At 60.9% G+C, this 22,258-nt stretch carries 25 protein-coding genes; 10 read left to right on the forward strand and 15 right to left on the reverse strand.

Annotation, left to right across the window (positions count from 1 at the left end; translation table 11 throughout):
* Positions 1 to 37: 37 nt before the first annotated feature.
* From QQJ96_RS02135 to QQJ96_RS02170, 9 genes are all read right to left on the reverse strand, one after another.
* On the reverse strand, positions 38 to 1,327 hold the full coding sequence (locus QQJ96_RS02135; protein ID WP_284330282.1) for a DUF5690 family protein: 1,290 nt from the start codon (positions 1,325 to 1,327) through the stop codon (positions 38 to 40).
* 263 nt (positions 1,328 to 1,590) lie between these two features.
* On the reverse strand, positions 1,591 to 3,021 hold the full coding sequence (locus tag QQJ96_RS02140) for a cytochrome P450 (RefSeq protein WP_284330283.1): 1,431 nt from the start codon (positions 3,019 to 3,021) through the stop codon (positions 1,591 to 1,593).
* A gap of 15 nt (positions 3,022 to 3,036) precedes the next feature.
* Positions 3,037 to 3,672, reverse strand: a complete 636-nt coding sequence (locus QQJ96_RS02145; RefSeq protein WP_284330284.1) for a GNAT family N-acetyltransferase — start codon at positions 3,670 to 3,672, stop codon at positions 3,037 to 3,039.
* Positions 3,673 to 3,748: 76 nt separating this feature from the next.
* Complete coding sequence (locus QQJ96_RS02150) at positions 3,749 to 5,320, reverse strand: aminotransferase class I/II-fold pyridoxal phosphate-dependent enzyme (protein ID WP_284330285.1); 1,572 nt, start codon at positions 5,318 to 5,320, stop codon at positions 3,749 to 3,751.
* Between the two features lie 906 nt (positions 5,321 to 6,226).
* Positions 6,227 to 7,291 (reverse strand): LacI family DNA-binding transcriptional regulator, encoded by a 1,065-nt coding sequence (locus QQJ96_RS02155; protein ID WP_284330286.1) that lies wholly within the window; start codon positions 7,289 to 7,291, stop codon positions 6,227 to 6,229.
* Positions 7,292 to 7,540: 249 nt separating this feature from the next.
* On the reverse strand, positions 7,541 to 7,906 hold the full coding sequence (locus QQJ96_RS23550) for an Hpt domain-containing protein (protein WP_404649069.1): 366 nt from the start codon (positions 7,904 to 7,906) through the stop codon (positions 7,541 to 7,543).
* A 78-nt stretch (positions 7,907 to 7,984) separates the two neighbouring features.
* Positions 7,985 to 8,122: a hypothetical protein gene (locus QQJ96_RS02160; protein WP_284330287.1), complete on the reverse strand. Its 138-nt coding sequence runs from the start codon at positions 8,120 to 8,122 to the stop codon at positions 7,985 to 7,987.
* Between the two features lie 71 nt (positions 8,123 to 8,193).
* Positions 8,194 to 9,435: a response regulator gene (locus QQJ96_RS02165; protein ID WP_284330288.1), complete on the reverse strand. Its 1,242-nt coding sequence runs from the start codon at positions 9,433 to 9,435 to the stop codon at positions 8,194 to 8,196.
* An 82-nt stretch (positions 9,436 to 9,517) separates the two neighbouring features.
* Positions 9,518 to 10,183, reverse strand: a complete 666-nt coding sequence (locus QQJ96_RS02170) for a response regulator transcription factor (protein WP_284330289.1) — start codon at positions 10,181 to 10,183, stop codon at positions 9,518 to 9,520.
* A 282-nt stretch (positions 10,184 to 10,465) separates the two neighbouring features.
* On the opposite strand from QQJ96_RS02170, the gene QQJ96_RS02175 reads away from it, so the two are divergent.
* The gene (locus tag QQJ96_RS02175; RefSeq protein WP_284330290.1) at positions 10,466 to 12,571 is read left to right on the forward strand and encodes a hybrid sensor histidine kinase/response regulator; all 2,106 of its coding nucleotides are present in this window, start codon (positions 10,466 to 10,468) and stop codon (positions 12,569 to 12,571) included.
* A gap of 211 nt (positions 12,572 to 12,782) precedes the next feature.
* On the opposite strand, the gene QQJ96_RS02180 is transcribed toward QQJ96_RS02175, so the two are convergent.
* The 3 genes from QQJ96_RS02180 to QQJ96_RS02190 form a co-directional block, all read right to left on the reverse strand.
* A complete protein-coding gene (locus tag QQJ96_RS02180; protein ID WP_284330291.1) occupies positions 12,783 to 13,088 on the reverse strand; it encodes a HigA family addiction module antitoxin in 306 nt (101 codons plus the stop codon).
* A gap of 15 nt (positions 13,089 to 13,103) precedes the next feature.
* Positions 13,104 to 13,385: a type II toxin-antitoxin system RelE/ParE family toxin gene (locus QQJ96_RS02185; RefSeq protein ID WP_284330292.1), complete on the reverse strand. Its 282-nt coding sequence runs from the start codon at positions 13,383 to 13,385 to the stop codon at positions 13,104 to 13,106.
* 191 nt (positions 13,386 to 13,576) lie between these two features.
* Positions 13,577 to 14,002, reverse strand: a complete 426-nt coding sequence (locus QQJ96_RS02190; RefSeq protein ID WP_284330293.1) for a DUF4156 domain-containing protein — start codon at positions 14,000 to 14,002, stop codon at positions 13,577 to 13,579.
* A 274-nt stretch (positions 14,003 to 14,276) separates the two neighbouring features.
* On the opposite strand from QQJ96_RS02190, the gene QQJ96_RS02195 reads away from it, so the two are divergent.
* From QQJ96_RS02195 to QQJ96_RS02235, 9 genes are all read left to right on the forward strand, one after another.
* Entirely contained in the window at positions 14,277 to 14,483 is a 207-nt protein-coding gene (locus QQJ96_RS02195; RefSeq protein ID WP_284330294.1) for a hypothetical protein, read from the forward strand.
* Positions 14,484 to 14,513: 30 nt separating this feature from the next.
* Complete coding sequence (locus QQJ96_RS02200; RefSeq protein ID WP_284330295.1) at positions 14,514 to 14,690, forward strand: hypothetical protein; 177 nt, start codon at positions 14,514 to 14,516, stop codon at positions 14,688 to 14,690.
* A 37-nt stretch (positions 14,691 to 14,727) separates the two neighbouring features.
* On the forward strand, positions 14,728 to 15,198 hold the full coding sequence (locus QQJ96_RS02205) for a tRNA (cytidine(34)-2'-O)-methyltransferase (RefSeq protein ID WP_284330296.1): 471 nt from the start codon (positions 14,728 to 14,730) through the stop codon (positions 15,196 to 15,198).
* 39 nt (positions 15,199 to 15,237) lie between these two features.
* On the forward strand, positions 15,238 to 15,888 hold the full coding sequence (locus QQJ96_RS02210) for a ubiquinone biosynthesis accessory factor UbiJ (RefSeq protein WP_284330297.1): 651 nt from the start codon (positions 15,238 to 15,240) through the stop codon (positions 15,886 to 15,888).
* A gap of 5 nt (positions 15,889 to 15,893) precedes the next feature.
* Entirely contained in the window at positions 15,894 to 17,531 is a 1,638-nt protein-coding gene (gene ubiB / locus QQJ96_RS02215) for a ubiquinone biosynthesis regulatory protein kinase UbiB (RefSeq protein ID WP_404649088.1), read from the forward strand.
* Between the two features lie 13 nt (positions 17,532 to 17,544).
* Positions 17,545 to 18,246, forward strand: coding sequence for a pseudouridine synthase (locus QQJ96_RS02220; protein WP_284330300.1), 702 nt, complete (start codon positions 17,545 to 17,547; stop codon positions 18,244 to 18,246).
* Between the two features lie 111 nt (positions 18,247 to 18,357).
* Positions 18,358 to 18,780 (forward strand): alternative ribosome rescue aminoacyl-tRNA hydrolase ArfB, encoded by a 423-nt coding sequence (arfB, locus tag QQJ96_RS02225; RefSeq protein WP_284330301.1) that lies wholly within the window; start codon positions 18,358 to 18,360, stop codon positions 18,778 to 18,780.
* Complete coding sequence (locus QQJ96_RS02230; protein ID WP_284330302.1) at positions 18,777 to 19,376, forward strand: 1-acyl-sn-glycerol-3-phosphate acyltransferase; 600 nt, start codon at positions 18,777 to 18,779, stop codon at positions 19,374 to 19,376. Before arfB ends, QQJ96_RS02230 begins: the two co-directional genes overlap by 4 nt.
* Positions 19,377 to 19,388: 12 nt before the next feature.
* Positions 19,389 to 20,024, forward strand: a complete 636-nt coding sequence (locus tag QQJ96_RS02235; RefSeq protein WP_284330303.1) for a LysE family translocator — start codon at positions 19,389 to 19,391, stop codon at positions 20,022 to 20,024.
* 107 nt (positions 20,025 to 20,131) lie between these two features.
* On the opposite strand, the gene QQJ96_RS02240 is transcribed toward QQJ96_RS02235, so the two are convergent.
* From QQJ96_RS02240 to QQJ96_RS02250, 3 genes are all read right to left on the reverse strand, one after another.
* The gene (locus tag QQJ96_RS02240; RefSeq protein ID WP_284330304.1) at positions 20,132 to 20,695 is read right to left on the reverse strand and encodes a hypothetical protein; all 564 of its coding nucleotides are present in this window, start codon (positions 20,693 to 20,695) and stop codon (positions 20,132 to 20,134) included.
* Between the two features lie 72 nt (positions 20,696 to 20,767).
* Positions 20,768 to 21,214, reverse strand: coding sequence for a nuclear transport factor 2 family protein (locus QQJ96_RS02245; RefSeq protein WP_284330305.1), 447 nt, complete (start codon positions 21,212 to 21,214; stop codon positions 20,768 to 20,770).
* A gap of 79 nt (positions 21,215 to 21,293) precedes the next feature.
* Positions 21,294 to 22,202: a LysR family transcriptional regulator gene (locus QQJ96_RS02250; protein ID WP_284330752.1), complete on the reverse strand. Its 909-nt coding sequence runs from the start codon at positions 22,200 to 22,202 to the stop codon at positions 21,294 to 21,296.
* Positions 22,203 to 22,258: the final 56 nt, after the last annotated feature.

A 22,258-nucleotide genomic window follows, 5' to 3' on the forward strand; every position in this document is an offset into this window, starting at 1 on the left:
GCTGGGATTAGCATCCCAGCCTACGTGACATTGCTCGTCATGCGGGAGCGGGCACGCCGACCATTGCCTTGGAGCGACGCGCCTTTTCATAGAAATAGAACGCCGAACCCAGGGTAATCAGCATTCCGATACCCGATAGCGCCATCACCGTATCGCCATAGAATGACGCCCACGAAAGACGCATGCCGCCGAATTGCTTGAGCAATATCACCAACACGCTGCCCGTGTAGCCGCTGCTGTCGGCGATGTACATGATGAAACCGACATTGCCGGTGACCCGGAACGTCGCCAACATGCGTTCAAAGAAGGTGACACTGTACGGTACGTAGGCGAGATAAAGGCCAAAACCGGTAAAGCCGATCCAGGCCAGCGGATCGATCATGAGGTGCCGGTGCATCCAGGTGCTGAGCACCGCAATGGCGAAGCCACCGAAAATCAGCACATGATTGAGCATCAATGCCTTGAGGTTGTCACGCACGAACATGGTGAAGCCGGTAATGATCAGCACGGCGATGGCGATCGGCACTTCGGTTTCGGTGAAGACGGAGACATCGCCGCCACGGCCAAGGTCGCTCCAGATCTCCGCCGCGAAGTTGTCGCGGAAATCGCGCATCACCGTCAGTGCCACGTAAGGCACCACGATCATCACGATCCCCGCCAGGAAACGCCGGACAAAGGCGCGACGGCTGCCGGCGTCCATCGGCATGCGCACGCTGCGTGCCGCGATATCGGCGGCGCTGGGGGCTGGCAGGTGTTCCAGGATCCAGGTAGCCAGGCACAACGGCGGCACGAACAGCGCCCCGGTGGCGAACGGCATCCAGAATTCGCTGACATGGAAGTTGACCATCAGCCACATGCCGACCGACTTCACCACGCCCGATCCCACGATGAAGCTGGCGCACATGCATGCGCCCATCAACTCGGTGCCGCGGCGTCCTTCCAGGTAGCCGAACAGCACGCCCCACACCATGCCCAGCGGCAGGCCGTTGAGGAACAGAAACGGGATGTTCCAGGGTGCCGGAACCAGGGCGAAACCGAGCAGAGCCAGCCACGAAAACCCGATCAGTCCCGCCATCGTGCGTGCGCGGCGCTGGCGCTGGATTTCCGCAATCCAGGTGATGCCGCGCACCTTGCTCAGCATGTAGCCCAGCACCTGCGCGATCACCAGCCAGACCTTGTAGTCGACGCCGGCCAGGTACATGCCTTCGAACGAAGCCGCCGTAAACGGCTTGCGGAAGGCGTACATGGACGCATAGGCGAGAAAGGCGGCGCCACCGGCCAGCAGATTGATCGCCATGGGATGGCGGACACGCGACAAAAACGACACGAAACCCACCCGACTCGTGGCCCAAAGCTGCCAGCCAGGATGACGGGGGCAGGTTACAGCCGCGTGGCGGTTGCTAGTCCGGGGAGGATGCCTGGCCTAAAGAGATAGGCCTGGAATGTGGCCTAGGCCGCTATGCCAGGGCTTCGTCGCTGGTCTCGATCAGCTTCGCATAGAATCCGTGGCAGTTAGGGCGGTTTGCGCAGGGCACACAGCACGGCGCCTGCACATCATTCAATTATTCAATGCCCTGGCACACAGAGTCATCAGCCCTGGCGGCGAAGTTCAGCCCTCATGAATAAGTTATCCGGTCGCACTGATACAACCGCTCGTCGCCGGACCTGACGACCGGGAACCACACGAGGTCGCCACTGGGCCAAAATCGCTACCAGCGCAATGGTGATTTCACTGATCGCAAAGCGATCACCCATGCATCGGTGGGCGCCGAATCCAAAGGGAATGAATGTGTGGTTGATATCCTCAGCCCCGGACTTCCAACGGTCGGGGACGAATCGATCAGGATCAGGGAAGTACCGCGGATCTCGACCGATGATGTGAGGACTAACCATGACATGGGCGCCCGCTGGTAGCCGGAATTTCCCGAACGTGACGGGCCGTCGCGTGCGCCTGGTGATGGCAAGATTGCCGTATTTTCGCAGTATTTCGGTGATTACAGTGCTCAGAAACGGCAAATTTGGTACGGCATCGTAATCAAGGCTGCCTCCTGCGATCAGCTCATCGATTTCCTGGTAGACCCGTTCCGCAACATCCGGATTCGCATCGAACTCGTAAAATGCCCAGGCAATTTGTTTTCCTGTGTTATTCGCGCCGGCAGCGACGAGGTCCACCACCATATCCAGCAGTTGCAAATCCGACAAAGCTTCTCCGTTTGCCTTATTGGCAGATTGCAGCATCGATAGCATGTCGTCCCGCTCAAATTCCTGCTGACGATGAAGGCGGATAGCAGCTTCCAACGCGGATCGAAGCACACGACCGGCCTTTGCTGCTGCACGATCGCCCGGCAAGGGCACCAGCCTCCACCACTGCTCCGGCCGCGGGTTTCTCAGGGAAACGGACTCAGCCAGGGCAGGCAATGTCTGCATGATCGTGGCCGCCACGTCCTCGCCAATTTCGTTGGAGAACATGCTCTTTGACATGATCCTGGCGACCAGATAGTCCGTCATCTGGCATACGTCAATGACTTGTCCTGGCTGCCAGGCTCCGACAACCGCCTTCGCCTCCTGCCACGTCAGGCGAATTGTGGTGCTTCGCATCGCACGACCAAACGCCGGTTGCGCGCGCCGCCGATACCACAAGTGCTCGTCACCGGAGGTGGTTTCCACGCTTGTTCCAAACACCGGCTTGAGCAGATCGGCAAACATGCCCTGCGAAACGACATCTACGTCGGCAAGCTGACGGATCAATGCCTGATTGGAAATGACATAGACAGGCAACCTGCCCAGACGAATCTCGACCACGTCATCCAGCCTTGCCAGCATGGACAGGAATTGAAGCGGCTTCCGGGCCAGAACCGCGCCGTGGCCGACAATTGGCAAGGCGCCGGGTGCCAAAGGAATACCAACTGCCGTCGCTTTTCCAGGCGGCAATTGCTCTGCGGGCTTGGCTGTACCCCGGACCGTTGTTGCGCTGCCATGCTGACAATCTACTTCGCACTTGGCTTCATGACGTCCAATCATTGCGTCGAACTCCTTTCATTGAGCGATGGCACTTTCCACAGATACTTTGGCCGGACGCCAAATCGGGTGGAGCATCAAGTCGCTGTCCGGCAACGGGAGAGGATGGCCTACCAGCGAAAATCCAATACGCGTCCATAGTCTTGCGTTGTTTTCGTTTCCAGCTTCCGCATACATCGGCAAATTTTGTTCGTCTATCAGATCAAACACTGCGTGCACCAGTCGCGCACCTAGCCCCAGATTCTGATGACTCGGCATAACACCAGTAAAGACCGAATACATGTGATTGGGCGAGTTTGGATGGTGCTCAGCCATGACTTGGTTCATGGCCGATACGCGAACGAAGTGAGGGCCGCACATCTTCTCTAGCTTGGCATCGAATTCGATATCGCTTTCGAGCCGCCTCAACGCATCTAACGGCATTCCGATGGTCGCAGCAACTACATCGCCGGCAATGAAAACATATCCATGTTTGAGGCAATAGTCTGTGTAGCAGGAAAAATAGCCACTAGCGTACCGATGATAGGTGGCCGGATTGTCGAATATCCAGCAATTGATCGGATCAGCTGAAAAACCCTCGGTCAGCGCGGCGACAACCCCATCGCGATCGGCCTGCGTGGCCCGCCTGATGACTAGCTCTGTAGCTGCGTTCATCTCTTTACCCTCCGTTGCTGGCGAAACTGCATCCAAGTAAGAATAGGTACGATGATTTTGCTGCGACTTTCGCGCACTATCGGTAGATGTCGCGCACTACCTGCAGGGTTTGCAAGTCGGGATCGGCGACATAGGCGATTCTTGTTTTGGTGGCCGCTACGTTGCGCAGTGTTGCGAGCGTATCTGCCGTAATTCGTTCCCCAGGCAGCAATACCGGGATGCCGGGCGGATAGGGAGTAACGGCCTCAGTGCTGATCCGATGCAACGCTTGTTCGAGCGGCACAGTTTCATGCGAGGCGAAGAAAGCCTCCCGGGGCGACAAAGCCTGGGTCGGTACTGGCAAGCTCCATGCCGCAGAAACTTCTACAGCACGAGGTTTGTGCTGTTGATGCGCCACCGCGGCGAGCAAACCTGCTTTCAGCACCTGCAGGCTATCGGGTCCATCCATGAGACTGACGAGCGCCACAAGCATGTCTTTGTTCGCCATAGCGAGCGGCATTCCGCGAGCAATCAGCTCACGTTCAATGTCGAGGCCGGCGTACCCGGATGCCGCCGTCTGCAAGACCAGCTTGGCTGGATCAAAGCGGCCGGTGGGGAAATCTTCGGGGGATGGCCCGGTCAGCCCCACACTACGGAGTTCAGTGCGCAGACTAGCGACCCGCTCAGCAAGCTCAGTGAGCATGGTGCTTGCCAAGCCACTTGCAAGCAATGCCCGAGAGGAGTCGATGCTGGCAAGGATCGCTCCCGACGGACTGGTGGTATGGCTGGCCTCAAAGGCACGATCAAAACGAACGCGGTTCAGCAGGTCGCACCGGGCGAGCACCATGGCGCCCTGGCTGAAAGTAGGTAAGGTCTTGTGCAGGCTGATGACCATCGCGTCGGCGCCCGCGGAGAGCGCATGGGCGGGATAGCCTGGCGCAAACCCGAAATGCGCACCCCAGGCTTGATCGACGATTACCGGCACATTGCGCGCATGAGCGATCCTGACGATTGCTGCGAGGTCGGAGACGGTGCCGACATAACTGGGTTCAACACAGAAGACAGCAACCGCATCGCGATGGTCTCTCAACGCTTGCTCAAGCGCCGAGAGAGACAGCTGCGAAGGGATACCGAATCGAGCGTCAATCTCGGTAGGCAGCCAAACGGGGCGTAGACCTGCAAGCACCAGTCCAAGCAGCACGCTGCGATGGGCTGTGCGCGAGACCAATACGGTATCGCCAGGCTTGCCTACAGCAAGGCAGAGCGCCTGGTTGGCGTGCGTGGAGCCTGCCACTGAGAATCGGCACCAGTCAGCCTGCCACAAGCGCGCAGCACGCCGCTCGGCGTCTTTCAGCAAGCCCGCTTCAAGCCGCATGGAGTCCAATCCACCCAGCAGCGGAACATCCGCATCGAGAAGTCGCCCCAAATCAGGATGCAGCTCGCCGGCACGACGCTTGTGGCCTGGTGTTGTGAAGGGTGAATGGTTGGCGCTTACGAAATTTCGCCAGGCACGCAAGAGAGAGGCGTCAGCAGTCCAGTCTGACGACCAGTGCCTTACGTCACCGCCGCCCCATTCCGGCTGTCGCTCACTCGCTTCGGAGCATGGAACGGCGATATGGCCACGCACCACCATCGCCGACGGTGGTGGGATGTCTGCAAGCTTGGTCATGACAGCTCAACCTCGTCGATGAGGATCGGAAAGAGCGTCGCAGATGGTTCAATCGCAAAGCATTGACAGCAGACAGCGGGCATCCAGGTACTCGGATGCGTTCAAGGCAGCATTCTCACTCTCTCAGCAAATACTAGCTCGCAGCCGATAGACGACCTATTTGATGCAATGTCGGGAAGCGGAGTGAAGACAGGGTCGCCCTATGAAGTACTTCTCAATAGTTCCGCAGTGTTCCTAATGGATGACGCTGTTGCGAAACTCAATGATCTTCATTAAATGAAGCATACCAAGTAGAAATAACAGATATGTTTCGAAGCAGCTTCAGCTATATCTCATTACGTCGCGTATCAGTTTCCAACGTTACCTTTTCTTTCTGCGTTGACAACAAACACCCTCGTCGTGCCAAGCTGTCGGCACAACGATTCATAGATTTCTCTGGCAGTCAATTTCAACCATGCAAACGGCATGACGCCCGAGCCGTTTTCAGCGTGATCGACGTATCTAATAGCACGCCATTTACCAGCAAAAACGAGACTCTTATCGCAATTACCACCCACGCATTGCGTCGCGCACAAGTGTTTCAAACCACTTCGATTCGAAAGCGGAGAACGAAAGCATCAAATCGAACCCCATGCCACGCGCTCCAAAGACACCGTTGTCTTCAACAAGAACCACCGCATCCGAATTGAACAATAAGTCACGCGCAGCAATCGTCGCAGTGTCGCCGCGACTACGCCAATACCTGATTTAGGGCAGAACCTTAGCTAAAAAACGGGTAGCCTCACGAAAAATACGTTTAGCGCAAGGTGTGCAAAGCACGACTTAGCAATCAACTGGATGCCAGGGCGTCATTCCGGATAGCCGAACAGACTTTCCACTTCCCTCCCGGAACTGCCGCGGGATTCGTCAGGAGCGAGACGGTCGCGGCGGTTTGCGCAGTTTGCGCGACGCGGCCCCGGCAGCGGCCTTTCCCCCGCAAGATTCGCGGATGACTATGTCGCATCCCAGCGTTTGGACCGACGCCGGCGTCTTGTCAGTCCGATTGAGCAAGGCCGCGAGGCGCTCCAGCGCGAGACGGCCGAGATCGGCGATGCGCACCTGCACCGTGCTCAGCGGTGGCGTGAGATAACGCGACACCAGGATGTCGTCGAAGCCGGCCAGCGCGATGTCCCCCGGCACCGCGAGGCCAGCCTCCCTGAAAGCGCGCAGGCAGCCGATCGCCATCATGTCGTTGGCCGCGAACACCGCTTGCGGGCGCGGCTTTTTAGCCAGCATCTGCTGCCCCGCGCGATAGCCCGATTCTTCGCTGAAATTGCCGTCGAACAGGGTGAGCGGTGCGTCTGGCGCATGCCTGGCCATGGCGGTGCGATAGCCCTTCTCGCGCTGCTGTGCGTTGTAGTTGGTCTTGGGACCACCGATGAAGGCGACTTGCTGGTGTCCTGCTTCGATCAAATGCCCCACCATGGCGATCGCGCCTGCGCGGTTGTCGATGTTCAGTACCGGGTAACGCGCGCTTTTCACCGGACTGTCCAGCAGCACCGCGGGCAGCTTGTCGGGCAAGTTTTCTTCGAGGAAGGCCGCGTCGACGTGTTCGGACAGGATCAGCATGCCATCCACACGTCCGCGCATCGCACGCATCGCGGCGGCGGCATCCTCGATACCGTCATGCGTGCTCGATAGCAGCAGGTGCAGGCCTTGGGCGCGCGCAGCCAGTTCGATACCACGTATCAGCTCGGAAAAGAACTCGCCATGCAGATCCGGCAGCACGGCGCCGATGGTATGCGTGCGTCCGGTGATCAAGCTGCGCGCCGCGTTGTCCGGCACGTAATTGAGGCGCGCGGCCACTTCGCGCACGATCTTTTGCGTCACGGGAGTTACCCCGCCCAGCCCATTGAGCACACGAGAAACCGAAGCGACCGAGACCTTGGCCTCGCGCGCAACGTCCTTGATGGTTGCGTTTTTGGTCGTCATCGTAGCGTTCCTTTGCGCGACGGATGTGCGCGGCAACACCAATGTAAACGAAGCTGTAAAGGCGCTGTAAAGACGCGTGGCGGCCCAGCTGCGCTGCGCCGCAATAGTGGCCAGGACGTTTAAATCCGATAAATTCTTCCGATTCGCGTCAGCTGACAGACTTCGGACCATCCGGACGGCGCCGCGGCGCAGCATCGATTCATGACGGCCGATACGCCTACGGACTCTGCTGCATGATGAATGGGTCAATTAAAGGCGATCGCGCCCTGTCTGCTGGTCACGGCGACGAGCGCCGTCACAGCCGTGACAGCGCTTGTAGATTTCTATGACGGCGCGAATGGCCTCTTCGAAATGGCGCAAGGTAGCTGCACACGTCGAGACACTGTGCCGTCGTAAATCCTCTTCAGCGTGCTCGCAAAGAACCGCCGTCTCTGTTTCACCGAAAACGATCAAGGCACCCCGCAGGGCGTGCAGCCGTCTGAACAGACTGTCTTTATCCCTACTGCGCTGGGCACGTCGTATGACCTTCAGATCAGCTTCGCAGCCGCTGATGAAGATTTCACGGGCTTCCGCTGAGTGGATCAAGGAACTCCGATGGGCTGGAACGGGACGCATGTGGGCGGCGATGACGCAAGCTTGGGGTGAGTACCCACAGTGTGGCCGTGCCCAAGAAGATAAGGGATAACAATAGTTTTAAATTTGAAGGTTTGACCGCCTGATCGCCGTGACTCGGTAGCCCGCATGGATTCGCCAAGCGGCTAAAGATAACGCGGCGATCACTGCTTTGAAGTCCTTGAGATTGCTCTGCATCAGCGCCAGCCCCAGCGGCATGCCCTGGGTTTCCGAGGGCCAGGCCATTAGCAGAGCAGCCGATCGGTCAGCCGCGTCTGCAAGTCGACTCATCAGCGGCCCAGCATCTTATGGATCTTGAATAGCTCGTTGTTGGTGTGGATACCCAGTTTGCGGAACGCGGCATGCTTCTGCGCACTGATGGTGGTGACCTCACGGGAGAACTTCTTTGCAATTTGCGTGACGGACATGCCGTCGAGGAGACAGCGCAACACTTCGCGCTCCCGTGGGGAAAGCCGGGCATAGCCCAGCAGCTCGTTGCCAGCCTCCACGCCGGCTGGGGCGGGCGCTTCGATCGCCTGGAGCAGCTCAGGGCAGAGATAGGTACGTCCTTTGGCGACGGTTCGTATGGCCAGGAACAAATCCGAAGAGTCCTGCTTTTTGCAGACGAAACCGTGGGCGCCGGCCCGCATCGCCAAGGACGCCGTGCCCGCATCTTCATCGGCCGACATCATCAGGATCCGCGCATGCGGAGCGTGCTGTTTCAAGCGCCTGATCAGGTTCAGGCCATCGATATCCGCCCGCCCGAGGGCATAGTCGCAGAGGATCACGTCCGCGCAAATCTGCTTCAGCGCCGCAAACAGCTCCGCGCTCGTGCGAAAGCTGCCCACCACGTCAAGCGAATACTGCTGCCTGAGCAGGAACTCCAGGGCATGGCGCATCACTTCGTGATCGTCCAGCAGCATTACGCGCAAACGCGCCAGCTCTACGCGATCCTGGATTTGCATCACCCGCCCAAACGCGCGGGCATCTTCGGCAAAGCTGAGTCGGCATGCTTGATCGATGCGCCCGGGTGCCGGAATCGGCTCGGCCTGCTCCCCGCTGGACGGCCACGGGTGCTCAAACCACCTCTGCAGCACGGCTTGCAGATCTTGAGCACGCACCGGCTTTTTCAGCACAGCATCCACGCATCTTTGCCCGTGCGCGGCATCGGCAACGTCGCACAGGGCGATGATGGGTCTGCGCGGCACACCCTGCTCTGCTTCCCACCGCCGAATGCGCCGCGCGGTTTCGTAGCCATCCATGCCTGGCCCATGGCAGTTGATTAGAATCAAGGCGGGCGTACTCCACGCGATCGCCTGCAACGACGCAAAGATATCGTCGACGGCTAGCGCAGCCGCACCGAAGCTCTTGAGCCGCTCGACCAGCTCGAAGCGGCGCCGGGGCTGGTCGTCCACCACCAGGATGCGCGCACATGCTTGAGCTGACGCCGCGTGCACGTAGTACAACTCGGACGGCTCCCTCACCATCCAGGCCGACGAGGCAAGACCTAAAGGAAGCGGACAGGTGCGCATGGGGGAACCATCCGTCTCAGGGCATTGGAAACATTAACTACTCGCCCTGCGTCTCGTGGACTGAGACCTGCGTATTCGCGGATCAGCCGCGCAGCTGGTGCCAGATCTTGAATAGCTCATTGTTGGTGCGTATGCCCAACTTGCGGAACGCGGAATTCTTCTGGGCACTGATGGTGGTGATCTGTCTGGAAAACTTGTTCGCGATGCTTGAGATCGACATGCCGTCGAGCACACAGCGCAACACCTCCCGTTCCCGTGGAGAAAGCTTGGCACAGTCCAGCAATTCATCACTTGCCTCCTCGTCGGACGACGCAGCCGGGCTGACGGCTTCGGCCTGCGCGCCAGCTGGGTAGACACGGCCGGCGGCGACGGCACGTATGGCTATGGCCACCTCCGCCAGGCTCTGGCTTTTGCCGATGAAGCCATGCGCCCCGGAGCGCATTGCCATGGCTACCGTGCCTGGATTGCAATGGCTCGACATGACCAGGATGCGCGCCTGTGGGAAGTGCTGCTTCAGGGAGCGGATCAGGCGATGGCCATCGACATCTCCCTTCGCCAAGGCATAGTCGGTAACGACCACATCCGCATGGATGGTATTTTGCACCGCGAACAGTTCCTGGCCGTTGCGGAAGCTGCCCACCACGTCGAACGAATACTCCCGCTTGAGCAGCAGTTCCAGGCCACGAAGCATCACCGGGTGATCATCGACCAGTATCACGCGCACGCGCGCTTCCGTTGATTCGGACATTGACTGCTCCTCTCGGCAACCGCGCGCATCCCGTCTCCCTTTCGAGTTGAATCCGACCGAATAGCCATGCGCTCCGTGAGTACTGCTGCAGGCGCTGGCAAAGCTAACAAAAGCCCAGGCCAGCGGAAGCTTTTCGCCAGGATTTTCGGATTACTACTAGGCGCATGCGAACGACGCTGGACGATACTTTGCGGGCTCGCCAGCACCTCTCCCCACGCCATGCCCATCGTTCGTAGCCTCATTAGCTCGCTGTCATGCTGCTTGCTATGGTCCATCCCGGCCATGGTGATATCCGCCGAACGCTACGCGCAGCCGGAGCTGGATCGCATCCACGCCAATTCAGTCGTCCGCTATGCGGTCTATCCCGGCCAGGCTTTCGCGCCGCAGGACGGCGATCCATCCAACGGCGTGCAGATGGAGTACCTACGTGCGATTGCGCGGACTAGCGGCCTGGTGTTCCGGCCGGTCGAGGTCACGGACGTTGAGCAGGCCACCTTAGCGCTGCGCCAGCATGAGCTGGATCTGCTACCGGTGCTGTCGTCTTCGCAAAACGCTCAGCCGGCACCCGGCCTGATAACGATGACCCGCCCCTATCTGGTGGCAACGGCCGTGGTCATCGCGCGCGGCGCCACTGCCAACATCTTTCGGCTGAGCGAGCTGGAGGGCCTGCGTATAGCCGTTCGACGCGACAGCCTGCTGCACCGGCTTTTGGGCCAACAGCTTCCCGCGGTCACGCTGATGCCCGTAGTCGACGCAAACGAAGAGCTTGCTCTGGTTTCGCGCGGCCTCGCCGACGCCGCGGTGGATGTGGATGCCGTATTGCTGCCACGCTGGCGCAAGCTGTATTTCAGCAAGCTGCACGTCGCCGGCACGATCAGCGACCTGCTGTTGACGTTCCGCATGGGCGTGCGTAGCGATGATGCCGTGCTTCTTGCGATGCTGGACAAGGCCCTGGCATCACTCACCGCCGAGCAGACCGACGTGTTGATGGCGAAGTGGCTGGGCGACTCCAATTACGGCGCTCCCTCCTGGCGCGTGCATTTCCGCTTCCACGCGCCGGAAATCACCGCCGCCTTGATCTTGCTGATAGGTTTGATTTGTTTCTATCTACGCGCCTGCCGGGAGCGCAGGCGCGCCGTCCGGGGCGAGCAGGAAAAATCCCTGTTTCTCGCGGTGATGAGCCACGAGATTCGTCTGCCGTTGAGTGCCGTGCTGTCTGCCGTCGAACTGCTACGGCATACCCGTATCAGCCGGCGACAGAAGAAATTGCTGGCCACCGCCGGTACGGCGGCGGACGCCTTGCTTCGGCTGGTCGACGACGTGCTCGACCTGTCCAAGCTGGGCGCAGGTGGCATGCACTTGAACAACGCGCCTACCAATGTCGCCGCGCTAGCGCGCAACATGGTCGAGATCGTCAAGCACCAGGCCGCGCAGAAAGGACTCGCACTCAAGCTGCACACCGAGGTCCCCGATGACGCCCGGGTGCTGCTGGATGCCACGCGCTTCCAACAAGTCGTGATCAACCTGCTGGGCAATGCCATCAAGTTCACCCACCAGGGCAGCGTTACGCTTGAGGTGACGCTGACTGCCAACGGCGACGACGCTACGTCGCGAAAACTCTCGGTGCGTGTCACCGACACCGGCATCGGCATTCCCGCCCAGCAACGCAGTCGCTTGTTCCGAGCCTATGTGCAGGCCGACAGCACGATCGCGCGGCGTTATGGCGGCACCGGCCTAGGCTTGAGCATAAGCCGCCAATTGGTCGAGCTGATGGGCGGCAGCATCGACCTGCGCAGCGAAGTGAACGTGGGCACCGCCATTTCGTTCCGGCTGCCCGTGCAGCTCGCCCCGATCGAAGCGACCACCACGCCGGATCGCCGCACCCGGCACCCCAAGCCAGGCCGCGCAAAAGCGGTCTCAGTTCTGCTGGTCGAGGATCATCCAGCCAGCCGCCTCGTCTTCGACGAGCAATTGCGCAGCATCGGCTGCCAGGTCACCGCTTGTGCGGATGGCACCTCCGCCCTGCGCTTCTTCGGCAGCAAGGTCTTCGATCTAGTGCTGATCGATGCAGGCCTGCCGGACCTGAGCGGCTACGAAGTAACGCGCATGATGCGCGAGCGCGAAAACGACGGTCATCACACCCCGATCTACTCGCTTTCCGCCTACACCGACACCGCACACCGTATGGCATGCATCGAACACGGCATGGACGGTGTCCTGAAGAAACCGCTGGAGTTGTCTTTGCTGCGCGCGAAAATCCGCGATTGCTGCGACGTCGAACTGCCTGATCCCAAAGACTCTAATGATGGTGAATATCCATTGCCGACTAACGGCGCGGCCAGCTCACCTAAGCACGGATGCATACATCGAGGCAGAGGAAGTACCTGATCCGGGTTCAGTCTGTGTCCAAAAAAACGGGCACCTACTTCGCAAAGATCCCCAAGCGGGGTACGCCATAATTCGCGCTCACGAAGATACTTACTCAGTGCGGTTGATGTGTCGCGCACTGGAGGTATCGCCGTCCGACTACTACGCGTGGCGTGGCCACCCATCCTCATCTACCCAGCTCAAGCCAATCAAGATTCGGCACGCCGTATCTCTAGCCGTTCGATGCACGCGGAATCACACGGCGCATGATGTCATCATGAGTTGGCAGTGTTTTGAGGTCATAAGCAGCCTGCAGCGCCATCCAGCTCGCCGCGTCGCCGCCGAAATAGCGGGCGAGTCGTTCGGCGGTGTCGGCTGTGACGGCGCGCCGCTCGTTGACAATTTCGTGCATGCGGGTGGCAGGTACGCCGAGCGCCAGAGACAGGGCGTTGACGCTCATTCCGAGAGGCGCGAGGAAATCTTCCCGGAGAATTTCTCCAGGGTGGACGGGCCGCATGCGGTTGATGGGTTTAGTCATAGTGGCGATTCCAGTTCAGTGGTAGTCCACGATTTCGACGTAGGCAGGCCCGGCCTTCGTCCATACAAAGCACACACGGAATTGTCCATTGATGCGAATGCTGTGTTGCCCTTTGCGATCACCTTTGAGGGGCTCAAGCATGTTTCCAGGTGGTGCGCGCAGAAAGTCCAGCGTCAAAGCGGCATCCAATTGGGTCAACTTGCGGATGGCAGCGTCTTCGAATGCTCGGAATTTGCGCGGATGACCGCCTTCAAATAGGGCCTGGATGTGTTTGCAGGCGAAAGACTGGATGGCCATGCTATTCCGTTTGGCGTAATACGTCAAACGGAATAGCTAGCCTGAGTGCGCTTACGTGGCAAGGACGAAGTTTGACTCAATCCAGAGCGCTAACCGCAGGTCGGCTTCTCAGCTCCGCTGACGATGGCGCATCGCCCAGCTAACGCCGGTTGGCGGCCTTGTGCTCAAGCCGCCACGGCAAAACGCAAGCATCAACCGCCCTTGGCTGGATAGGTCTGGAATCCGCCGCTCTGTTGCACCGGCGGTGCCTGGTTGCCGGGGTTTTGCGCCGGCGGCGGGGCAGTCGGGCCGAACTGATGATTGCCGCAAGCATAGGCTTCCCATGGCTGCGAACCATTCTCAGGATCGCCCAGTGGCTTGATCGTGTCCGCATGCATGCTTGCCGCGCTGTTGCGCGCCTGTACCTGCAGTTCGTCGCGCACCTTGATGTCGTTGCGATCAAATGGCCCGACTCGGCTCATCACCGACACGGTGATCTTGCCCAGGTCGCGACAGCTGGAAGGGACTTCACCGGTCCACACCGTGCGGATGTTGTTCGAACCGGGATCCGGGTTGATGCCCCAGGTACAGCCGCCAAGCAACACTAGCGGTGCGAGCAGCAGCAGGGTCTTGCGCATAGGTAGCTCCATCGAGAGAGGGAAAACTCAAACTCCGTATGGAATCGTAGCGCGTCGCCGCCGCCTGTCACCTAACGCCGGCTTAGCGCGACCTGTCCGGCCCTGCGCGGACACTGTCCGATCGAGCGCTCGCGCTGTCCGCGGACAACTCACGACGTCCATTCATTCGACAATAATTTTATAGATATCAAAGGATTGCAAAGGCATGCAGGCCTGGCACGGGGATTGCTCAGACCAGGGTGAGGAATTCACCCAATGAGTCGGAGATACGGACATGAAATTCGAAACCCTGATCCTGCGTGGCCTGTTCGTGGCGTGCATCCTGGTCTGCGGCCTGATCCTGACGGCCATGGTCACGAGCAAGACTTCGCCGCTGCACTTGGCGGCCAGCACCTCGATCGCTTCCTTGCTGGTTAGCGCCCCTTCCAGCTGCGTGCTGCCCGTGGTCGACGACATGATTTGCGTGCGCTCGTCGATCTGAAACCTGCCTGAGCCTTAAGGAGATACGGTCATGAACTTCGAAACCCTGTTACTGCGCGGCTTGTTCGGTACCTGCGTACTGGCTTGCGGGCTGATGCTGCTGGCGATGGTGACGGCCAGGCCCGCCTCGGCTTTGGTCACGCCGGCTCACTCGATCGCCGCCGCCACGGCCATCGTGTCGGCGAGTCATGCCGGAAAAGCCGGCTGAGGCGACACGGCGTCCTCAGCCAGCCGATAATGGCGGCATGCTGCATGTCATTCTCTTCCGCCCCGAAATCCCGCCCAATACCGGCAACGTGATCCGCCTGTGCGCCAACACTGGCGCGGCGCTGCACCTGATTCGCCCGCTGGGCTTCGAACTCGATGATGCCCGCCTGCGGCGTGCAGGCCTGGATTATCACGAATACGCCCGCGTCAGCGTGCACGACGATCTGGACACCTGCCTGGCAGCGCTCGCTCATCCACGCGTTTTCGCGTTTTCTACACGCGGCCGCAGCTGGCATGTCGATGCAAGCTTCGCCAGCGGGGACGCCTTGCTGTTCGGCTGCGAAACGGCCGGCCTGCCCGACGCGGTGCTGTCCGAGCTGCCGGCCGAGCAACGCTTGCGACTGCCGATGCGCGCCGACAGCCGCAGCCTCAATCTTTCCAACAGCGTGGCGGTAGCGGTGTACGAGGCATGGCGGCAGCTGGGTTTTCCCGGCGCGGTGGAAACCTGAAAGAGCCTCCGTCACGACCAGGGCGGCTACAATCGCAGCATGACTGCCGCCACTTCCCCGAACCTGTTCCCCCGGCCGTTGCGCAAGCTCGCCGGCCGCGCGCTGGAAAGCGCGCTCAATCATGCGCTTTCGCTCGATCCGGACACGCAAGGCAAGCTCTCCGCGCTCGATGGCCGCAGCGTGCAATTGCAGTTGCAGGGCCTGGACGTGGCCTTGGCGGTAACCGTCGAAGGCAAGCAGCTGAAGGTCGGCCCTGCGCCGGAAAGCAGCGACCTCAGGGTAGCGGCCACGCCCGGCAGCCTGCTGTCGATGCTGTTCCGGCGCAACAACGAAAGCCTCGCGCCCGGCAAGGTGGAAATCGCCGGCGACGCGGAGCTGGCGCGCCGGCTGGAGAAACTCGCCAGCGGCTTCGCACCGGACTTCGAGCAAGCCTTCACCCGCAGTTTCGGCGACGTGGTCGGCGTACCGCTGGCCAAGGCCGTACGGGAGGGCTTCGCTCACGCGCGCGAAACCGCCTCGCATCTCAGCGAGGATGGCGCGGCATGGTTGCGCGACGAGACGCGCATTGCCGTGGCGCCGGGCGAAGTCGAGGGCTTCCTGGATGACGTCGATGCCCTGCGCGAACGTAGCGAACGGCTGGACGCGCGTCTGGTCCGGCTCGAACGCCTTGCGCGGGGAAGCCGCCCGTGACGCCGTTGAAGGTGGTACCCGGCCTGCTACGCGTCGCCATCGTGTTGTTGCGCTACCGGCTCGATGAGCTGGTCGATGCCACGCACCTGTTCCGTCCGCTCAAATTCGTGCGTCCCTTGCTGGGCCGGCCCGTCGTTGACGTGCGGCCGCTCTCGCGCGGCGCACGCATTCGCCTGGCCTTGAACGAACTGGGTCCGATCTTCGTTAAGGCCGGACAGATCCTGTCAACGCGCCGCGACCTGGTTCCCGGCGACATCGCCGACGAACTGGCCTTGCTGCAGGATCAAGTGTCACCCTTCCCCGGCGATCAAGCGCGCGCCATCGTGGAACGCGAATTGAGGCAACCGATCGGCCAGCTCTACGCCAGCTTCGATCCGGTGCCGCTGGCTTCCGCTTCGATTTCGCAGGTGCATGCCGCGACCCTGCACGACGGCCGTGCCGTGGTGGTGAAAGTGCTGCGACCGCGCATCAACGAGCGCATCGCGCGCGATGTCAGTTTGTTGCATTCGCTGGGCGAGATGGCGCAGCGCTGGCACCCCAATGCCGACAAGATCCGCCCACTCGATGCGGTGGCCGAAGTCGAGAAAATGCTGGAAAACGAGCTGGACCTGCAGCGCGAAGGCGCCAATGCCAGCCTGCTGCGCCGCAATTTCATCAGCGGTGTGGATCTGTACGTGCCGGAGGTGCATTGGGAGCTGACCACCGCCGGTGTGCTGACGCTGGAGCGTGTGACAGGTCTTTCCACCGATGACATCGCGGCCATCGATGCGGCGGGCATCGATCGCAAACAGTTGGCCGCCAAGGGCGTGCGGCTGTTTTACGAGCAGGTGTTCCGCGACAACTTCTTCCATGCCGACGCCCACCCCGGCAACATCTGGGTGGATCCCACACGCAAGGAAGAACCGCGCTTCATTGCACTGGATTTCGGCATCATGGGTTCGCTGCCCGAAGCCGACCAGTACTGGCTGGCGCAGAACTTCGTGGCCCTGTTCGAGCGCGATTACGCGCGCATCGCCAAGCTGCACGTGGATGCGGGCTGGATGCCGGCCAGCGTACGGCTGGACGAACTGGAAGCGGCGGTGCGCACGGTTTGCGAACCTTATTTCACACGCCCGCTGTCGCAGATTTCCCTGGCCGAGCTGGTGGTGAAACTGTTCCAGACCGCGCGCCGCTTCGAACTCACCCTGCAGCCGCAGCTGATCCTGCTGCAGAAAACGCTGCTGAATATCGAAGGTGTCGGGCGCATGCTCGATCCGGACATCGACATCTGGGCAGTGGCGCATCCGGTGCTCAAACGTATTCTGCGCGAGCGCTATAGTCCGTTCCGCACCATGCGCGAGATTCGCAAACGCATCCCGGAGTGGTTTCACAACGCGCCGCAGCTACCTGAACTCGTGCGCGATGCTTTGCGCCAGGTTGCGGTGGGCGAACAGCGCCTGCTCGCCGACGCCGATGAGCTGAGCCACCAGCGTCATCTCGTGCGCAAGCTGATGCAGATGCTGGGCAGCGGCTTGCTGGGCTCCACCCTGATCATCTGCGCCACGGTGATGTGGACGTTCGGGCAGCAGCATGGTCCGTTGCTGCCGCTGGGCTTGGGTGCATGCGGCTTGCTGTCGTTTGTGTATGGGTGGGTAAGACGCTAGTCCCGCCTCGCCGATGCTCGACATCCTGTACCAAGACGACGCCCTGATCGCGGTCAACAAACCCGCGGGCCTCGCCGTGCACCGCTCTAAAATGGTGGGCAACGCCGACACCTTCCTGGTCGACGTCCTGCGCGAACAAGTCGGCGGCACGCTGTACCTCGCGCACCGTCTCGACCGCGCCACCAGTGGCGTGCTGCTGGTCGCCCGCTCTACCGAGATGGCCGCCGCACTGGGCGAGCAGTTCATGGGTCGCGACGTGCACAAGCAGTATTTGACGGTGGTTCGCGGCTGGCCGGAGCCGACCGAAGGCACGATCGACTACCCTCTCCCGGGCTCACGCGAAACGGGCCCACGCCGCGAAGCACGCACCTGTTATCGCCGCTTGGCCACGGTGGAGGTGCCCATCGAGCTGGGCCGTTATCCGCAGCAACGCTATGCACTGGTGCTGGCGGAACCGCAAACCGGCCGGTTTCGCCAGATCCGCAAGCACCTGGCGCACCTCCATCACCCGGTGATCGGCGATTGCCAACACGGGCGCAGCGACCACAACCGCCTCTACAAACAATATTTCAGCTGTCATCGCATGTTGCTGCACGCCTGGCGGCTCAGCTTCCGCCATCCGCTCGATGGTCGGCCGATGCTTTTGGAGGCGCCGCTCGATACCGCCTTTCTGGGTCTGCTGGAACGCTTCGGCTGGTCCCTACCGGAGCCGTAGGCTGGGATGACAATCCCAGCATCGCGACAGGCACGCATGACAATGCTGGGATTGTCATCCCAGCCTACCGAGCGAAGGCCAAGCGTCATGCCGACCGGCTAAACTGGCGGCATGTTGCCTGTTAGCCGATCCATCAACCTGCCGGAGTCCGAGCTGGTCGTGCGTTTCATGCGCGCGGACGGCCCTGGCGGCCAGCACGTCAATCGCACCGAAAGCGCGGTGGAACTGCGCTTCGATGTGCTGCACTCTCCTTCCCTGCCGGAAGACGTGCGCGAACGCCTGCTCGCGCGCCGCGACCGGCGCATGACCGATGAAGGCGTGCTGGTGATCCAGGCCCGCCGCTTCCGCGACCAGGGCCGCAACCGCGAAGACGCGCGCGAACGCCTGGTGGAAATCCTGCGCGGTGCGCTCGTCGCGCCGAAGAAGCGCGTTGCCACCAAACCCACCCGTGCCTCGCAACAGCGCCGCCTGGACAGCAAGCAGCAGCGGGGCAAGATCAAGCAAGGCCGATCCCGTTCCTGGAGCCACGAGTGAGCGACCCCATCCTGCCGGCGGTACCACCGCAAGCCCCCCGGCTCAACAGCCGCTTCTGGCCCTGGCTGATGCGCGCGCTGCTGCGCCTTTCCGGCTGGCGCTTGCTTGGCCTGCTGCCGGACGAGCCGAAACTGATCCTGATCGGCGCGCCGCATTCGTCCTATTGGGACGGCGTGTGGGGCTTGATGATGAAGATCGGGCTGGGCATCAACATCAACATCATGATCAAGCGCGAAGTGCTGGAAGGGCCGCTGGGTGTGATCCTCAGGCCGATCGGCATGATCGCGATCAATCGCAAGGCCGCCTTGAACGTGGTCGGCCAGATGGTGAAGCGCTTCGGCGAGCACGAACGCATGTGGCTGGGCATCACCCCCGAGGGCACGCGCAAGCACGTCAAGCAATGGAAATCCGGTTTTCTGCGCATCGCGCGCGAGGCCAACGTGCCGATCCAGCCGATCTTCATCGACTATCCCAGCAAGACCTTCACCCTGGGCCCGCTGCTGCGGGCCAGCGATGATCCCGACGCGGACATGCCGGCCATCCGTGCGTTGTTCCGGCCATACCGCGGCAAGCACCGCAACACTGAAGCATCGTAAAGAGGGAAACGCGTGGAAACCTTAGGCATCCAGCACTACGAAGCCTTCCTGCTGGCCAGCATCGCACTCAACCTCACACCAGGCCTGGATACGTTCTATATCCTTACCCGCAGCGGTCGCGAAGGGCATGCGGTGGGCATGGCGGCAGCGCTGGGCATCAATGCCGGCTGCATCGTGCACACGCTGGCGGCCGTGCTGGGGATCTCGGCGATCCTGATGACATCGGCACTCGCCTTCAGTGTGCTGAAGTATCTGGGCGCAGCCTATCTGGTATGGATCGGCTTGCGCATGCTGTTGTCGCGCGGCGGCACACGGCAGCCAACGGAAACGCGCGGCAAAGGCCTAGGCGCGGCGTTCCGGCAAGGCATGCTTACCAACGTGCTCAACCCCAAGGTGGCATTGTTCTTTCTCGCGTTCCTGCCGCAATTCGTATCCATGCATGCCACCCACCCGCAAATTGGCCTGCTGCTACTGGGCCTGAGCTTTATCGGTACCGGCCTGGCCTGGTCGACCGTGCTGGCTTTGATGGGCGCGCGCATTCATCGGCTGCTGACCACCCGCCCGCGATTCGGGCAAGGGATGGACCGCCTGTGCGGCACGGTGTTGCTGGCGTTTGGCGTGAAACTCGCGCTGCAGCAGCGCACGTAACGCGTAGGCTGGAATGGCAATCCCAGCATCGGGATGCTGTGTAAAAAGCTGGGATTATCATCCCAGCCTACGCGCTTCATCTCCACAACCGCCCTCGATCGAGCCGGCTATTTCGCCTCTGCGGCCAATCCAGTCGGCCCACCCACGGCCTGCTGGTAATTGTGCTGCAGATACTCCTGGGAAACAGTAGCAATGCGATCGAGCATGCCCACGTCGCTTCCCCCAAAACTGTACGCCCCGCCCATCGCAGCGGCACGCTGGTAGAACTCCGGATCGGCCACGACTTTTCCGGTCGAGGCATCGACCAGCCGCAGCTTCATTACGACCGCCGAACTTCCCGCGAACGCTCCGCCCCAAATGCGACCAGCGGTAGTAACGAACTTCAACTGCGTTACGACCGGTTCGATTTGCAGGGTGCGCCCATCGGTGCCCTGGGAATCCCAGCCGGAGATCACCGGCTGAAGCTTGGTTTGCAGATTACCCTCGATCTTCTGCAACGCCTCGGCATTACCCTTCGCATCGGCCGAAGCGGTCAACGGAAGCAGCTTGAAGTGCTGGAAGTTCGCGAGCCGCTCTGACGGCGGCGGGTTTTGGGTCACGTCCGGCTTGATGTTCGTAACGCACGCAGTGAGAGCCACCGTCATACCTAACAGCAGAAAATACCTTTTCATAATGCCCCCTATGGCCTTTGATCCATCACATTTGTCCCGAGCGTCGCTCGGCTTATCAGTATATAGGGACGGTCATGGGCAATTTTCTTTTCTTTCGTTGTCGGACAAACCGATGATGAGCCAGCGGTTGTCGGTATAGCCAAGCGTTATGACGTCGGTGCCGCAATGATGCACGTGCCCATCTACCGTGAACTTGTAAGGCGCCCACACCACGGCAAGATCATGATCCACTTGCACCCGTGGATGATCGATGTGCTCGGCGATGGTTCCGCCTCGATGTGCTGCAATGGCATCGGCCAGGGCATCGATACTCAATCGGTGTAGTTCGCCTTGGTGCATGCTGGTGATTTCGATATGCGGCGCCGCCACGGTGAGCATGGCGTTCTTGTCCTGACGCCCCAGGGCATCGAAAAACTTATGCACGGGTTCCATGACCTGAGAAGCCTGGTCGGCGGCGTGACAGGGAACCCATGAGCACAGCATCAGCGTGCCGGCAAGAATGGATTTGCGAAGTTGCATGATGGACACCCTCTCTCGATGTGCCGGCCATCGTGGCCTGCGCTCGAACAGGACGCCAAGTGCCCATGGTCAGTGGTGCTCAACGCTCCGAATGCCCCGACTCGTCGTAATCGCGATGGGTCAGCAGGCCGGGACGGATCAGGTCGATGAAGGCCTGCGCCTCCTTGCTCAGGAACTTACCCTTGCGCATCGCCACGCCATAGCTGCGCGGCGGGAAGTACTGGCGCATGTTGCGCACCGCCAAGCGTTGGCGATCCGCCTCGGTGATGCAGATGCTGGTGACGATGGAGATACCCATCCCCATCGCCACATACTCCTTGATTACTTCCCATCCGCCGACTTCGATGGCGACGTGATAAGGCACTTGCCGCTGCTGGAACACCAGGTCCACCAGCCGGTAGGTGGAAAGGCGTTGCGGCGGCAGGATCAGGCCATATGGCGACAGATCTTCCAGCAGCACGTTCTGCCGATGCGCGAGCGGGTGATCCAGCGGCGTGATCAACAGAGGGTCGTAGTGATAGACCGGCGCCCAGGCGATGTCGTTGGGCACGTCGAGCATCGAGCCCACGGCGAAGTCGGCCTCGTCCGCGCGCAACAACGCCAGGCCATCCTTGCCGGTGACGTTGGCCAGCTGTAACTGCACTTCGGGGTAGCGTTCGCGATACTGCCGCACCAGGCCAGGCAGCAGGTACTGGATGGTGGACGTGCCGGCCGCCACCGTCAGCTTGCCCGCGTGCATGCCTTTCACCTTCGCATGGAACTGGCGATCGAGGTTTTCCCAGCCCTCCACCAGGGGGCGCGCCAGTTCGTACAGCGCTTCACCGGCGTCGGTGAGATTGATGCGCCGGCGGCTGCGACGCAGCAGCTCCACCCCCAGCTCCCGCTCCAGCGCCTGCAACTGCAGGCTGATCGAGGGCTGGGACAGGTACAGCGCCTCGGCGGCACGACTGAGCGTGCCTAGCTTTACCGTGGTGACGAAGGCGCGCATCTGCTTAAGGCGATTGCCCTTGTAGTAGTACCGGCCGCCGTCTGCTTTCGGGGTGG

The organism is Dyella flagellata (genome assembly GCF_030160275.1).
In the GTDB taxonomy this organism is placed as follows: Bacteria; Pseudomonadota; Gammaproteobacteria; order Xanthomonadales; family Rhodanobacteraceae; genus Dyella_B; species Dyella_B flagellata.

Bases quoted from the DNA above. Each gene is read 5' to 3' on its own strand.
- QQJ96_RS02140 (WP_284330283.1), bottom strand. From the start codon at position 3,021: ATGATTGGACGTCATGAAGCCAAGTGCGAAGTAGATTGTCAGCATGGC.
- QQJ96_RS02145 (WP_284330284.1), bottom strand. From the start codon at position 3,672: ATGAACGCAGCTACAGAGCTAGTCATCAGGCGGGCCACGCAGGCCGAT.
- QQJ96_RS02150 (WP_284330285.1), bottom strand. From the start codon at position 5,320: ATGACCAAGCTTGCAGACATCCCACCACCGTCGGCGATGGTGGTGCGT.
- QQJ96_RS02155 (WP_284330286.1), bottom strand. From the start codon at position 7,291: ATGACGACCAAAAACGCAACCATCAAGGACGTTGCGCGCGAGGCCAAG.
- QQJ96_RS23550 (WP_404649069.1), bottom strand. From the start codon at position 7,906: ATGCGTCCCGTTCCAGCCCATCGGAGTTCCTTGATCCACTCAGCGGAA.
- QQJ96_RS02160 (WP_284330287.1), bottom strand. From the start codon at position 8,122: ATGCCGCTGGGGCTGGCGCTGATGCAGAGCAATCTCAAGGACTTCAAA.
- QQJ96_RS02165 (WP_284330288.1), bottom strand. From the start codon at position 9,435: ATGCGCACCTGTCCGCTTCCTTTAGGTCTTGCCTCGTCGGCCTGGATG.
- QQJ96_RS02170 (WP_284330289.1), bottom strand. From the start codon at position 10,183: ATGTCCGAATCAACGGAAGCGCGCGTGCGCGTGATACTGGTCGATGAT.
- QQJ96_RS02175 (WP_284330290.1), top strand. From the start codon at position 10,466: ATGGTGATATCCGCCGAACGCTACGCGCAGCCGGAGCTGGATCGCATC.
- QQJ96_RS02180 (WP_284330291.1), bottom strand. From the start codon at position 13,088: ATGACTAAACCCATCAACCGCATGCGGCCCGTCCACCCTGGAGAAATT.
- QQJ96_RS02185 (WP_284330292.1), bottom strand. From the start codon at position 13,385: ATGGCCATCCAGTCTTTCGCCTGCAAACACATCCAGGCCCTATTTGAA.
- QQJ96_RS02190 (WP_284330293.1), bottom strand. From the start codon at position 14,002: ATGCGCAAGACCCTGCTGCTGCTCGCACCGCTAGTGTTGCTTGGCGGC.
- QQJ96_RS02195 (WP_284330294.1), top strand. From the start codon at position 14,277: ATGAAATTCGAAACCCTGATCCTGCGTGGCCTGTTCGTGGCGTGCATC.
- QQJ96_RS02200 (WP_284330295.1), top strand. From the start codon at position 14,514: ATGAACTTCGAAACCCTGTTACTGCGCGGCTTGTTCGGTACCTGCGTA.
- QQJ96_RS02205 (WP_284330296.1), top strand. From the start codon at position 14,728: ATGCTGCATGTCATTCTCTTCCGCCCCGAAATCCCGCCCAATACCGGC.
- QQJ96_RS02210 (WP_284330297.1), top strand. From the start codon at position 15,238: ATGACTGCCGCCACTTCCCCGAACCTGTTCCCCCGGCCGTTGCGCAAG.
- QQJ96_RS02220 (WP_284330300.1), top strand. From the start codon at position 17,545: ATGCTCGACATCCTGTACCAAGACGACGCCCTGATCGCGGTCAACAAA.
- arfB (WP_284330301.1), top strand. From the start codon at position 18,358: ATGTTGCCTGTTAGCCGATCCATCAACCTGCCGGAGTCCGAGCTGGTC.
- QQJ96_RS02240 (WP_284330304.1), bottom strand. From the start codon at position 20,695: ATGAAAAGGTATTTTCTGCTGTTAGGTATGACGGTGGCTCTCACTGCG.
- QQJ96_RS02245 (WP_284330305.1), bottom strand. From the start codon at position 21,214: ATGCAACTTCGCAAATCCATTCTTGCCGGCACGCTGATGCTGTGCTCA.
- QQJ96_RS02250 (WP_284330752.1), bottom strand. From the start codon at position 22,202: ATGCGCGCCTTCGTCACCACGGTAAAGCTAGGCACGCTCAGTCGTGCC.